Raw genomic sequence first — 13,720 nt, 5'->3', positions numbered from 1 at the left:
ATGCTGGGCGATGTGCACGGCATGCGCTTGCCGTGCATGACGCACGACAAGCGCAACTGCTTGCTTAACGGTCGAGGAACGACTTCAGGCGATCTGCGCGGCTCGGATGCATCAGCTTACGCATGGCCTTGCTTTCGATCTGACGAATCCGCTCACGCGTGACGTCGAACTGCTTGCCGACTTCTTCGAGCGTGTGGTCCGACTTCGTGTTAATGCCGTAGCGCATGCGCAGCACCTTCGCTTCGCGCGGCGACAGCGAGTCGAGCGCGTCGTCGATGGCGGCGCGCAAGTCGGCCTGCATCGCTGCATCAGCCGGCGAGGACGCTGCCGAATCTTCGATCATGTCGCCGAGCGTGGCGTCGCCGTCGTCACCCACCGGCGTTTCCATCGACACCGGCTGCTTGGCGATCTTCAGAATGCCGCGCACTTTCTCTTCCGACAGTTCCATGCGTTCTGCCAGCACCGACGGATGGGCTTCCTGACCGGTCTGTTGCAGGATCTCGCGCGAAATGCGGTTGAGCTTGTTGATCGTTTCGATCATGTGCACCGGCACGCGGATCGTGCGAGCCTGATCGGCGAGCGAACGCGTCACAGCCTGACGAACCCACCAGGTGGCATACGTCGAGAACTTCCAGCCACGGCGGTATTCGAACTTGTCCACGGCCTTCATCAAACCGATGTTGCCTTCCTGGATCAGATCGAGGAACAGCATGCCGCGGTTGACGTACTTCTTTGCGATCGAGATCACCAGGCGCAGATTCGCCTCGATCATCTCGCTCTTGGCCTTGCGCATCTTCGACTCGGCCGCAACCATCTGACGGTTGATCTCTTTCAGATGCTTGAGCGGCAGCGAAACGGTTGCCTCGATGTCGATCAGCTTCTGCTGTTCCGACTGGATTGCCGGCAGATGACGCTCCAGCGCCGCGCCGAACGACGACGATCCGCGTGCGGCACGCTCGGTCCAGCCGAGATCGGCTTCGTGACCCTTGAACGATTCGATGAACTGCTCGCGCGGCATGCCGCTCTTCGTCACGACGATTTGCAGAATGTTGCGTTCGATCGCGCGAACCTGGGCGACCTGGCTTTGCACGTCGCCGCACAGGCGGTCGATCGTGCGGGCCGTAAAGCGAATCTTCGCGAGGTGCTGCTGGATCTCTTCGCGGGCACGCAGGTAAGCCTTCGAGCTGACGTCGCCGCGCGTGTGCGAGGCGTTCATCTGATCGGACAGGATGCCGACCTGGGCGAAGATTTCGAGGCAATCGCTCGTGAGTTGCTTCAGACGTGCTTCGTCTGCTGCCGAGGAGTCGGCCGGGCCGGCGTCGTCTTCTTCTTCTTCATCGCTGTCGACATCGTCGGTCGCGTCGGCGTCGACGTCCGCTGCGGCGTCTGCAGTGGTGTCTTCCGCGGCGGCGGTGTCTTCATTCAGGCCGTCGACCAGTTCGTCGATCCGCAGTTCGCCGTCCGCGACCTGTTGGGCGCTCGCCAGAATGGCGGAGATCGCGAGCGGGCAAGCGGCGATCGCCTGCACCATTTCGTGCAGACCGTCTTCAATGCGCTTCGCAATCGCGATTTCGCCCGCGCGGGTCAGCAGCTCGGTTGCGCCCATTTCGCGCATATACATGCGCACGGGGTCGGTCGTACGGCCGAACTCGGAATCGACGGTCGACAACGCGACTTCGGTTTCCTCATCTGCCTGATCGTCCGACACCACGGCGGGGGCGTTCGAGTTGAGCAGCAGGGTTTCCGCATCCGGAGCCTGCTCGTAGACCTGCACGCCCATGTCGTTGAAGGCGCTGACGATGCTGTCGATCGCCGCGGTTTGCGCGAAGTTGTCGGGCAGGTGGTCGTTGATCTGCGCGTGGGTCAGGTAGCCTTGCTCCTTGCCCAGCTGGATCAGCGCGCGCATCTGGCGCTGACGCTCTTCAGCCTGTTGCGGCGGCAGTTCGGCCGCTACGGGGATCGCTTTGCCAGCGCCTTTGCCCTTGGCTGTACGGCCAGCGGGCGCTTTGGCGGTGTATCCGGCAGTTTCGTGTTGCGAATCTTCGCGATCAAAAGGGTTCACGTATTCTCCTCTAGAGGCTTCGCTATGAGACGCAAGACGCTACCGTCAGGCGTTTCGAGCATGGCTCAACATCACCTGAGTGACTCAACGCGGTTGTTTGGCTGTGCTCTGGGGAGCAAAAAAGATGAGCCCGCACTAAGCGGGCCGATAGAAATGTGCGAAATTCGCGCGGCTCGCATTATATACGACCTTGCGCCTTCGCGCTCATTGTGCGTACACCTTTTGTCATGCGCTCTTGCCACAGGCCTGTTCGCGTGCCGTTGGTCGTTGGGCGGATGCTCGTCATGGGCGGCGCGCCGACAGGTCGTCGCGCTTAAGAACAGCCTTCCTACTATAGATGAAGTCGCACGCCCTCACACGGTGTCCCCACATTTTGTGGCCTCGCTATATATAGGGGCGCCATGGAAGGATGCAAGTTCTGGTGTTGATTCGTGCTTACTCAAAAGAAAATTCGCAGAAGGGGGTTGACGACGGGGCAGTCGATCTCCATAATCTCGTTTCTCTGCTGCTGATGCAGCGACGCAGAACGAAGCGGTACCGGTGGTTGCGCAGGTGGGCGACACGGTGCGGATTCGGTGGTGAATGCGTATTTGATCTTTAAAAATTAACAGCCGATAAGTGTGGGCGCTTGATGCGCGACGCGCGGTGGACTCTTCGGGGTCTGCCGGAAGCGAAAGTATCAAGTCTCACACGAGTATTAAAGGAAGGTTTTCCTGTCGGGGTGGATTCACGCCGGCAGGTTAATCATTCGTCAGTACGTTGAGTGAGCGACCGGTTTCGAAAGAGACCGAAAAACAGTAACAGGTTTGAACTGAAGAGTTTGATCCTGGCTCAGATTGAACGCTGGCGGCATGCCTTACACATGCAAGTCGAACGGCAGCACGGGGGCAACCCTGGTGGCGAGTGGCGAACGGGTGAGTAATACATCGGAACGTGTCCTGTAGTGGGGGATAGCCCGGCGAAAGCCGGATTAATACCGCATACGCTCTACGGAGGAAAGGGGGGGATCTTAGGACCTCTCGCTACAGGGGCGGCCGATGGCAGATTAGCTAGTTGGTGGGGTAAAGGCCTACCAAGGCGACGATCTGTAGCTGGTCTGAGAGGACGACCAGCCACACTGGGACTGAGACACGGCCCAGACTCCTACGGGAGGCAGCAGTGGGGAATTTTGGACAATGGGGGCAACCCTGATCCAGCAATGCCGCGTGTGTGAAGAAGGCCTTCGGGTTGTAAAGCACTTTTGTCCGGAAAGAAAACGCTCTGGTTAATACCCGGGGCGGATGACGGTACCGGAAGAATAAGCACCGGCTAACTACGTGCCAGCAGCCGCGGTAATACGTAGGGTGCAAGCGTTAATCGGAATTACTGGGCGTAAAGCGTGCGCAGGCGGTCCGCTAAGACAGATGTGAAATCCCCGGGCTTAACCTGGGAACTGCATTTGTGACTGGCGGGCTAGAGTATGGCAGAGGGGGGTAGAATTCCACGTGTAGCAGTGAAATGCGTAGAGATGTGGAGGAATACCGATGGCGAAGGCAGCCCCCTGGGCCAATACTGACGCTCATGCACGAAAGCGTGGGGAGCAAACAGGATTAGATACCCTGGTAGTCCACGCCCTAAACGATGTCAACTAGTTGTCGGGTCTTCATTGACTTGGTAACGTAGCTAACGCGTGAAGTTGACCGCCTGGGGAGTACGGTCGCAAGATTAAAACTCAAAGGAATTGACGGGGACCCGCACAAGCGGTGGATGATGTGGATTAATTCGATGCAACGCGAAAAACCTTACCTACCCTTGACATGTATGGAATCCTGCTGAGAGGTGGGAGTGCCCGAAAGGGAGCCATAACACAGGTGCTGCATGGCTGTCGTCAGCTCGTGTCGTGAGATGTTGGGTTAAGTCCCGCAACGAGCGCAACCCTTGTCCCTAGTTGCTACGCAAGAGCACTCTAGGGAGACTGCCGGTGACAAACCGGAGGAAGGTGGGGATGACGTCAAGTCCTCATGGCCCTTATGGGTAGGGCTTCACACGTCATACAATGGTCGGAACAGAGGGTCGCCAACCCGCGAGGGGGAGCCAATCCCAGAAAACCGATCGTAGTCCGGATCGCACTCTGCAACTCGAGTGCGTGAAGCTGGAATCGCTAGTAATCGCGGATCAGCATGCCGCGGTGAATACGTTCCCGGGTCTTGTACACACCGCCCGTCACACCATGGGAGTGGGTTTTACCAGAAGTGGCTAGTCTAACCGCAAGGAGGACGGTCACCACGGTAGGATTCATGACTGGGGTGAAGTCGTAACAAGGTAGCCGTATCGGAAGGTGCGGCTGGATCACCTCCTTTCTCGAGCTAACGTGTCGAACGTTGAGCGCTCACGCTTATCGGCTGTGAAATTAGACAGTAAGTCAGACAGACTGAGGGGTCTGTAGCTCAGTCGGTTAGAGCACCGTCTTGATAAGGCGGGGGTCGATGGTTCGAATCCATCCAGACCCACCATTGTCTTGTCTGCGATGGCTGCGCTAGTCGATGAACCCCGAGGTGTGATGATGGTCTGTGCATGACTGGGGGATTAGCTCAGCTGGGAGAGCACCTGCTTTGCAAGCAGGGGGTCGTCGGTTCGATCCCGTCATCCTCCACCAATCTTCAATGCCGGTTTTACTGCGGCAAACCTTGAAAGGGGTTTGCGGTGTAGTGAAACAGGCATTGGCGATTGAGCCAGTCAGAGTGATACGCGGTTATAGCAACTGCGATATCGGCTGTCGTTCTTTAACAATCAGGAAGAAGTAGTAAAGAGATTCACGAAAGCGTGTCTAGAGATGGGCATGTGAGTAGGTGAATCAGGGTTGTGATTGTATCAATGTATGAAAAGGTGATCGAAAGATTGCTTTGGAATACGGCGCAACACGAATACTCAACCTGTAACGATGTGACTGAGGTCCAGGCATTCCCTGTGAATGTCCCTGTCCCCTTCGGGGATGGGACCAGAGTAAGCGCTAAAGCGCTAACTCTGGGTCGACAGAGACACACCCGTTATAGGGTCAAGCGAACAAGTGCATGTGGTGGATGCCTTGGCGATCACAGGCGATGAAGGACGCGGTAGCCTGCGAAAAGCTACGGGGAGCTGGCAAACGAGCTTTGATCCGTAGATGTCCGAATGGGGAAACCCGGCCCGTATGGGTCATCCGTAACTGAATACATAGGTTACGAGAAGCGAACGCGGTGAACTGAAACATCTAAGTAACCGCAGGAAAAGAAATCAACCGAGATTCCCAGAGTAGTGGCGAGCGAAATGGGACCAGCCTGTACTCTTTATCTTCATTGTTAGTCGAAGGCTCTGGAAAGTGCTGCCATAGCAGGTGATAGCCCTGTAGACGAAAACAGCGAGGAAGAACTAGGTGTACGGAAAGTAGGGCGGGACACGTGAAATCCTGTCTGAAGATGGGGGGACCATCCTCCAAGGCTAAATACTCGTGATCGACCGATAGTGAACCAGTACCGTGAGGGAAAGGCGAAAAGAACCCCGGGAGGGGAGTGAAATAGATCCTGAAACCGCATGCATACAAACAGTCGGAGCCTCGCGAGGGGTGACGGCGTACCTTTTGTATAATGGGTCAGCGACTTACATTCAGTGGCAAGCTTAACCGATTAGGGCAGGCGTAGCGAAAGCGAGTCCGAACAGGGCGATTCAGTCGCTGGGTGTAGACCCGAAACCAGGTGATCTATCCATGGCCAGGATGAAGGTGCGGTAACACGTACTGGAGGTCCGAACCCACTAACGTTGAAAAGTTAGGGGATGAGCTGTGGATAGGGGTGAAAGGCTAAACAAACCTGGAAATAGCTGGTTCTCTCCGAAAACTATTTAGGTAGTGCCTCGTGTATCACCTTCGGGGGTAGAGCACTGTCATGGTTGTGGGGTCCATTGCGGATTACTACGCCATAGCAAACTCCGAATACCGAAGAGTGCAATCACGGGAGACAGACATCGGGTGCTAACGTCCGGTGTCAAGAGGGAAACAACCCAGACCGCCAGCTAAGGTCCCCAAATATTGCTAAGTGGGAAACGAAGTGGGAAGGCTAAAACAGTCAGGAGGTTGGCTTAGAAGCAGCCATCCTTTAAAGAAAGCGTAATAGCTCACTGATCGAGTCGTCCTGCGCGGAAGATGTAACGGGGCTAAGCAATATACCGAAGCTGCGGATGCACATTTATGTGCATGGTAGGAGAGCGTTCCGTAAGCCTGCGAAGGTGCATTGAAAAGTGCGCTGGAGGTATCGGAAGTGCGAATGCTGACATGAGTAGCGATAAAGGGGGTGAAAGGCCCCCTCGCCGTAAGCCCAAGGTTTCCTACGCAACGTTCATCGGCGTAGGGTGAGTCGGCCCCTAAGGCGAGGCAGAAATGCGTAGCTGATGGGAAGCAGGTTAATATTCCTGCACCATTGTTAAATGCGATGGGGGGACGGATCGCGGAAGGTTGTCCGGGTGTTGGAAGTCCCGGTCCTTGCATTGGAGAAGGCGCTTAGGCAAATCCGGGCGCGGAATTCAAGGGTGCGAGGCCATTCACCTAGGTGAAGAAGCAATCGGAAGTGGTTCCAAGAAAAGCCTCTAAGCTTCAGTTTAACAAGACCGTACCGCAAACCGACACAGGTGGGCGAGATGAGTATTCTAAGGCGCTTGAGAGAACTCGGGAGAAGGAACTCGGCAAATTGGTACCGTAACTTCGGGATAAGGTACGCCCCTGTAGCCTGACTGGCCTGCGCCAGGAGGGTGAAGGGGTTGCAATAAACTGGTGGCTGCGACTGTTTAATAAAAACACAGCACTCTGCAAACACGAAAGTGGACGTATAGGGTGTGACGCCTGCCCGGTGCCGGAAGATTAAATGATGGGGTGCAAGCTCTTGATTGAAGTCCCGGTAAACGGCGGCCGTAACTATAACGGTCCTAAGGTAGCGAAATTCCTTGTCGGGTAAGTTCCGACCTGCACGAATGGCGTAACGATGGCCACACTGTCTCCTCCCGAGACTCAGCGAAGTTGAAGTGTTTGTGATGATGCAATCTCCCCGCGGCTAGACGGAAAGACCCCATGAACCTTTACTGTAGCTTTGCATTGGACTTTGAACCGATCTGTGTAGGATAGGTGGGAGGCTATGAAGCGTGGACGCCAGTCTGCGTGGAGCCGTCCTTGAAATACCACCCTGGTTTGTTTGAGGTTCTAACCTTGGTCCGTTATCCGGACTGGGGACAGTGCATGGTAGGCAGTTTGACTGGGGCGGTCTCCTCCCAAAGTGTAACGGAGGAGTACGAAGGTACGCTAGGTACGGTCGGAAATCGTGCTGATAGTGCAATGGCATAAGCGTGCTTAACTGCGAGACCGACAAGTCGAGCAGGTGCGAAAGCAGGTCATAGTGATCCGGTGGTTCTGTATGGAAGGGCCATCGCTCAACGGATAAAAGGTACTCTGGGGATAACAGGCTGATACCGCCCAAGAGTTCATATCGACGGCGGTGTTTGGCACCTCGATGTCGGCTCATCTCATCCTGGGGCTGTAGCCGGTCCCAAGGGTATGGCTGTTCGCCATTTAAAGAGGTACGTGAGCTGGGTTTAAAACGTCGTGAGACAGTTTGGTCCCTATCTGCCGTGGGCGCTGGATATTTGAAGGGGGCTGCTCCTAGTACGAGAGGACCGGAGTGGACGAACCTCTGGTGTACCGGTTGTCACGCCAGTGGCATCGCCGGGTAGCTATGTTCGGAAGAGATAACCGCTGAAAGCATCTAAGCGGGAAACTCGCCTTAAGATGAGATATCCCCGGGGCTTCGAGCCCCTTGAAGGGTCGTTCAAGACCAGGACGTTGATAGGTCAGGTGTGGAAGCGCAGTAATGCGTTAAGCTAACTGATACTAATTGCCCGTAAGGCTTGATCCTATAACAGGTGTGTGTCGGCAGCCGTGAGTGCTTCAGCACTTATGGATGCCCCACCCTGCGCCACGCGCAGGGTCTTATGCAGACCACACACAGGTTGAGATCAGTGTTGTGCCAGAAACAACACAACCCCCGAATCTCCCTCTGGTGAGCATCACCAGAAACTACTTCTTCCAGATTGGTTGTGCCGCCCCCCAGGGCGACACGACAACAAGTCATGCCTGATGACCATAGCGAGTCGGTCCCACCCCTTCCCATCCCGAACAGGACCGTGAAACGACTCCACGCCGATGATAGTGCGGATTCCCGTGTGAAAGTAGGTAATCGTCAGGCTCCCCAGCAGCAACAGAAACCCCGCCCCATAAAGGTGGGGTTTCTGCGTTTACGCACCCCGGAAATCCCCTCAGTACGGCCTCAACACCCTCTCTCCAGGGAATGCGCGTCCGTTTCTACCGCGTCGATTAGGACTGTGCTCGCGCAACCCTTCTAGTTCCCCGCAGCCATACCCGGTGATTTACGCTGTCATTTGACAGCCCCAAATCACCATGGCCCACTAAGCCCGTTTCCGCACTGGCGCCTGATACGACACCCCTGCGGTAAAACGGTCCAGCCGTTCGCTGGCATCGGTGATCGCCCAAAGGGGCGCGCTGTGCAGTTGCCGATCGTAATTCGTTGCGATTTCGGAGAAAAGCGCGAAACCTGTGCTGTCCAATTTCCACTCGCCGGTTTCACGGCCGATATCGAAAACCGCCGATACCGCGCGCTCAGCGGCACCGAGTTGCGCGCTGTTCATCGAACCGAAACCGGACTCCGCCAGGAAACCCGTCAACAGCATGACCTGCGTGAGCGTTTGCGCATCGCTCGTGCCGCCAGCGCCGCGGCGCAAGGCGTCGAGGGCCAGATGTACGCGCAAGGCAAGGTCGTCGGCGATCTTCCGGGCGATCGGCAACAGCATCGCTTTGTCGTGCCGGGCACGTGCAGCGCCGGTGTTGCGGGAAAACGGGATAGGTTGTGCCATGACGGTCCAGTGTTATGCCTGTGCAGATGCAATAACGGCGCGGGCCGTAAAAGGTTGAGCCCTCACGGGGTCACTGAAACCTAATTGACAGTTTGAGGTAGTTGAGACGGCGGGGCGCAAACTAACCGCAACCGATCGGCGGCTACGTCGGTGCTTTCATCCTCCCGTCGAGGTCATTCCTAACCAGGCTCATCAGCCGGTGCGACGCTAAGCGGCCTCACGCGCCAGCGAATCTCTGAATCGAGAATCGGCGCGACCGCGCTGCCTGCTTTTCATGCGCTTCACATAACGTGGCGCTTCCGTCATTTGAACGACCATCCACTCAGGCACTTTCTCCACGTCGTGTTCGCGTACCGCTTCTGTGATCGCTTCGTGGTTCTCGCGTTGGCCTGACTGAAACGCTCTTGTGTTCTGCTTGCGGTGTATCGTTACAAAACTCGATCAGTTGCCGGATCATTTACTTGATCAGTTTGCAATTGAAGTCGCAGAAACGGATTCGGATTCGTCGTCCACAACTCGAGTTGATTCGTGAAACGGGCGTCGTCGTCTGACGCGCACTCTGTCTTCACTATGAGGACCCATCGATGCAAGCTCATAAATCAACAACCGGCGGGACGCTCGCTGATCTGCGTATCGACGGTGCGCGGCGCTGGGACAGTTTCACGCAACTTGCGCAAATCGACGCGACGGACAAAGGCGCTTGCGCCGGCTCGTGTTGGTTTGCCGCTGACTTGCTCGCCGAGGTTCAGCGGGGCGCGGGCACGCCCGGTTTTTCGTCAATGGACGTGATCAGCGGTGCTGGGCACGACACCGTCTATCGCGCGCGCGTGGTGCCGGCAGCCATGATCTTTACGCCGTGTAAGGGCGGCATCAGCCACAACGAAATCGAGGACGCGCGCGCGGATCACCTGGAAGCCGGTTGCAACGTCCTGTTGCAGGCCATGCTGAACGCCGCGCAAACGGCGGGGAGCGCCGAAGCATGAAGATCCTGATTGCAAGGATGAATCACGAGACCAACACGTTCTCGCCGGTGGCCACGCCGCTGGCAGCGTTCGGCCGTAACGGCCCGAGCTACGGCGAGGACGCGTTCAACGAAAACAAGGGCATGCAGACGGCCATGGCCGCGTTCATCGACGCAGCCGAGCGCGAGCACGCCGGAATCGTGACGCCTATTTCCGCGTCGGCGAATCCGAGCGGCCGGGTCGAGGCCGCCGCTTACGACGCGATCTGCGATGCGATCGTTACGGCAGCAGCAGGTTGCGACGCGGTGATGCTCGACCTGCACGGCGCGATGGTCGCCGAGAATTCGAATGATGGCGAAGGCGATCTGCTCGAACGCGTACGCGCCGCATTGCCCCACGCGCCGATTGCGGTTGCACTCGATCTGCATGGCAACGTGACGCAGAAGATGGTCGATAACGCCGACGTGATTGTCAGCTTCAAAACCTATCCGCACGTCGATATGTATGAGACGGGTGCGCATGCGGCGCGTCTCATGTTCGATCTTATCCATGGCAACGCGAAGCCGGTGATTGCATGGCGCAAGCCGCCGTTGCTCACGCATACGCTGCGCAGCGCGACGGCCGAAGGCGCGATGAAACGCGCCGTGGATGCCGCGCGTGCAGCAGAGGCCGATGGCATGCTGGCGGTGTCGGTCCTGTCAGGCTTCTCGCTCTCCGATATCGAGGCGCCATGTATCAGCGTCGTGGTGGTGGCGAACGGCGAGCGCGAACAGGCGGAAGCGGTGGCGGAGCGCATCGCGCGGCAGATATGGAACGAGCGTGAGGATTTCGTTTATCGCAGCGCGCCGCTGACGGAGTCGGTGGCGCAGGCCGCAGCGCTCGCGCAGGGCGCGGACAAACCGGTGTTGTTGCTCGATCACGGTGACAACTGCATGTCGGGCGGCACGTGCGACACGATGGATCTGCTTGAAGAGGCGCTCAAACAGAATCTCGGCGGGATCGTAAGCGGGCCGTTGTGCGATCCGCAAGCCGTCGCGGCGCTGATGGCAGTGGGCGTCGGCAGCACGGTGACGGTGACGATCGGCAACAAGATCGCAAGCGATGCTGTGACGCCACGGCCGCCGGTTGCGGTGACCGGCGTAGTGCGTGCGCTGACTGATGGCGAATACGTAATCAGTGGCCCAACCTATACCGGTCAGCGTGCGTTCATGGGCCGCGCGGCAGTGCTCGACACCGGCACGGTCAAGCTCGTGATGACCGAGCGCACGCACGAACCATGGGACCTCGGCGTATTCGAGAGCGTCGGCATCGATCCGCGACGCGCGCGTTTCCTGTTGCTTAAATCCCGCATGTACTGCCGCCCGGTCTTTGTGCCGATCGCCGCGGCGCTGGTGGAGTGCGATAGCCGCGGTGTGACGAGTTCGGACTACGGGTTGTTCAGGTTCAAACACCTGAAGCGGCCGGTTTTTCCGCTGGATACGCAGACCGGGTGGGCGTCGGCGAACTGAGGCAGGTTCAACAGCGAACCGCACGACGAACCGATGGACACATGCTCGTGCAGATACTTGCCGTGCGGACTTGTGCGACGCGCCCGGACTCTCTATAATTCGCGCCTCTAAAGGCTCGTAGCTCAGTTGGTTAGAGCACCACCTTGACATGGTGGGGGTCGTTGGTTCGAATCCAATCGAGCCTACCAACGCACAGGTGACGTAGACGAAAGCGGCTCCGCTTTCGTCTACTGTCATTTTCCAGTATTACATCGGCGCGCATCGTCATCGTGCGGCGGTCCTGTCAGTTTCTCCCTTCCGCATTGCCTCTATCTCGCCACAGCCTGGCTCGTTCACCGATGCGTTTACCGTTCCACATCGCATTGTCCTGATGCGCGGTACAGTTGAGTCTTCAGGTCTCGCAACTACATAGACTGCCGTGAGCTCGCGACACAGGGCCGGCGGCTCGAAAGGAAGCTGACGAAATGAAGAAGCTCATCAACGACGTCTCCGCGGTCGTGCCGGACATGCTCGACGGACTCGCAGCGCTCAATCCTAATCTCTCGTTATTGCAGGGCGGCACGATCGTCGTGCGCGCCGACGCCGAGGCTGTTGCCGCGCGCGGAGAAGTCGCGCTGATCTCGGGTGGTGGCTCAGGCCACGAACCGGCTCATGGCGGCTACGTCGGTCATGGCATGCTGAGCGCCGCGGTAGCGGGCGAGGTATTCACTTCGCCCTCCACGGATGCCGTGCTCGACGCGATCCGCGCCGTAGCCGGCACCGCAGGTGTCCTGCTGATCGTGAAGAACTATACGGGCGATCGCTTCAATTTCGGCCTCGCCGCCGAGATTGCGCGTGCCGAAGGTATCCCCACGGAAATGGTCATCGTCGCCGACGACGTCGCACTGGCAGCGAGCGGCGATCATGCGGGCCGTCGCGGGCTCGCAGGGACGGTGCTGGTGCATAAGATTGCCGGCGCGGCTGCCGCAGTGGGCCGACCGTTGGCCGAGGTTGCGCGGATTGCGCGTGAGGTTGCCGCTTCGCTCGGCACGATGGGCGTCGCGCTCACGCCATGCACGGTGCCGGCCGCAGGCAAGCCGGGATTCGAACTGGCCGATGGCGAAATCGAATGGGGCCTCGGCATTCACGGCGAACCCGGGGTTGAACGCGGTGCGATAGAGCCGGCCGACGCGATTGTCGAAAGGCTGCTTGCGAAGATTGTCGGCGACCTGTCGTTGCAACCGGGCGCGCGGGTGGCTTTGCTGGTGAACAACCTCGGCGGCACGCCTGCGAGCGAACTGAGCATCGTAGCCGGGTCCGCGCTTCGTTATCTGGCAACAAACAGCATCCATGTGGAACGCGCGTGGGCCGGCACGTTTCTGAGCGCGCTCGAGATGGCGGGCGTCTCGCTGACACTGCTGCGCGTGGACGACGAGCGGCTCGGCTGGCTCGACGCTGCCGCGCATACCAGCGCATGGCCCGCGTTGAGCGGTCGCGTTGCGCAGGTTTCCGTGCGGCCCGCACCCGCTACGCCAGATCGAACAACCGGCGCAACGCTCACACGCGAGGCGACGCTGCGCCGCGTGATCGAGGCCGTTTGTGCGTGCCTGCTTGAAGCCGAGCCGATCTTGACCGATATGGATCAACGCGTCGGCGATGGCGACCTCGGTATCAGCCTGTCGCGTGGCGCGCGCGGCATTCTCGCCGAACTCGATTCCTATCCTGCGGAAACGACGCCGGGCGCCGTCTTGCGTAGCCTGTCTGCAACGATTCGGCGTGTGGTGGGCGGTACCTCCGGCCCGCTCTACGCGGTGATGTTGTTGCGCAGTGCGGTTACGCTCGAACAGACCGGGGGCTCGTCGGCGAAGGCGTGGTCGGCGGCGTTCAGTGAGGGTGTTGCCGGATTGATGGCGTTGGGCGGTGCGCATCCGGGCGATCGCACCATGGTCGACGCGCTGAAACCTGCCGCCGATGCGTTGCATGCCGCGCTCGCCAAGTCAGAGGACGGACTCGACGCGGCTTTGAAAGCCGCGGCCGATGCAGCAACCGAAGGCGCGGCGCAAACTGCGTCGATGCATCCGCGGCGCGGGCGCTCGAGTTATGTCGGCGATCGCGCGCTCGGTTATGCGGACCCCGGCGCACATGCCGTGGCGTTGTGGCTCGCCGCGATTCGCGGGGCGCTGGCTACCGGCTGATTGAGTGGGTTAGCTTGTGAACCGGGAACAGCAGGGGACGAGCATCGCCCGAGCCCGTACGACTGACAGCGAGTCCGGGCTCGTGCG

The 13,720-nt window shown here is 58.7% G+C and carries 4 protein-coding genes, 3 tRNA genes, 3 rRNA genes and 2 pseudogenes; 9 read left to right on the top strand and 3 right to left on the bottom strand.

Features of this window, described 5'->3' with window-relative positions:
- Positions 1–64: 64 nt before the first annotated feature.
- On the bottom strand, positions 65–2,062 hold the full coding sequence (rpoD, locus tag GH665_RS36820; RefSeq protein ID WP_153141925.1) for an RNA polymerase sigma factor RpoD: 1,998 nt from the start codon (positions 2,060–2,062) through the stop codon (positions 65–67).
- Between the two features lie 808 nt (positions 2,063–2,870).
- Here rpoD and GH665_RS36815 point away from each other — a divergent pair.
- The 5 genes from GH665_RS36815 (at position 2,871) to rrf (ending at position 8,304) form a co-directional block, all read left to right on the top strand.
- Positions 2,871–4,401: ribosomal RNA gene (locus GH665_RS36815) — 16S ribosomal RNA — on the top strand.
- Between the two features lie 76 nt (positions 4,402–4,477).
- A tRNA-Ile gene (locus GH665_RS36810) sits at positions 4,478–4,554 on the top strand.
- 67 nt (positions 4,555–4,621) lie between these two features.
- Positions 4,622–4,697: transfer RNA gene (locus tag GH665_RS36805), tRNA-Ala, on the top strand.
- A 397-nt stretch (positions 4,698–5,094) separates the two neighbouring features.
- Positions 5,095–7,974 (top strand): 23S ribosomal RNA (locus tag GH665_RS36800).
- 217 nt (positions 7,975–8,191) lie between these two features.
- Positions 8,192–8,304: ribosomal RNA gene (rrf, locus tag GH665_RS36795) — 5S ribosomal RNA — on the top strand.
- Together the 16S, 23S and 5S rRNA genes with 2 tRNA genes alongside form the textbook arrangement of a ribosomal RNA operon.
- Before the next feature lie 220 nt (positions 8,305–8,524).
- Here the strand turns inward: rrf and GH665_RS36790 are convergent.
- Both GH665_RS36790 and GH665_RS39365 read right to left on the bottom strand, forming a co-directional pair.
- Positions 8,525–8,989, bottom strand: a complete 465-nt coding sequence (locus GH665_RS36790) for a hypothetical protein (protein WP_025496076.1) — start codon at positions 8,987–8,989, stop codon at positions 8,525–8,527.
- Positions 8,990–9,168: 179 nt separating this feature from the next.
- Positions 9,169–9,504, bottom strand: a pseudogene (locus GH665_RS39365) (GntR family transcriptional regulator); the annotation flags it as partial.
- Positions 9,505–9,708: 204 nt separating this feature from the next.
- Here GH665_RS39365 and GH665_RS36785 point away from each other — a divergent pair.
- The 4 genes and pseudogenes from GH665_RS36785 to dhaK form a co-directional block, all read left to right on the top strand.
- Positions 9,709–9,972 (top strand): annotated as a pseudogene (locus GH665_RS36785) (M20/M25/M40 family metallo-hydrolase); the annotation flags it as partial.
- Positions 9,969–11,459: a M81 family metallopeptidase gene (locus tag GH665_RS36780; RefSeq protein WP_153141924.1), complete on the top strand. Its 1,491-nt coding sequence runs from the start codon at positions 9,969–9,971 to the stop codon at positions 11,457–11,459. The pseudogene GH665_RS36785 and the gene GH665_RS36780, both read left to right, overlap by 4 nt.
- 111 nt (positions 11,460–11,570) lie before the next feature.
- A tRNA-Val gene (locus GH665_RS36775) sits at positions 11,571–11,647 on the top strand.
- A 276-nt stretch (positions 11,648–11,923) separates the two neighbouring features.
- Positions 11,924–13,633 (top strand): dihydroxyacetone kinase subunit DhaK, encoded by a 1,710-nt coding sequence (gene dhaK / locus GH665_RS36770; protein ID WP_153141923.1) that lies wholly within the window; start codon positions 11,924–11,926, stop codon positions 13,631–13,633.
- Positions 13,634–13,720 lie beyond the last annotated feature (87 nt).

The organism is Paraburkholderia agricolaris (assembly GCF_009455635.1).
Lineage (GTDB): Bacteria > Pseudomonadota > Gammaproteobacteria > Burkholderiales > Burkholderiaceae > Paraburkholderia > Paraburkholderia agricolaris.
This window is presented reverse-complemented; position numbering and strand designations above follow the sequence as displayed.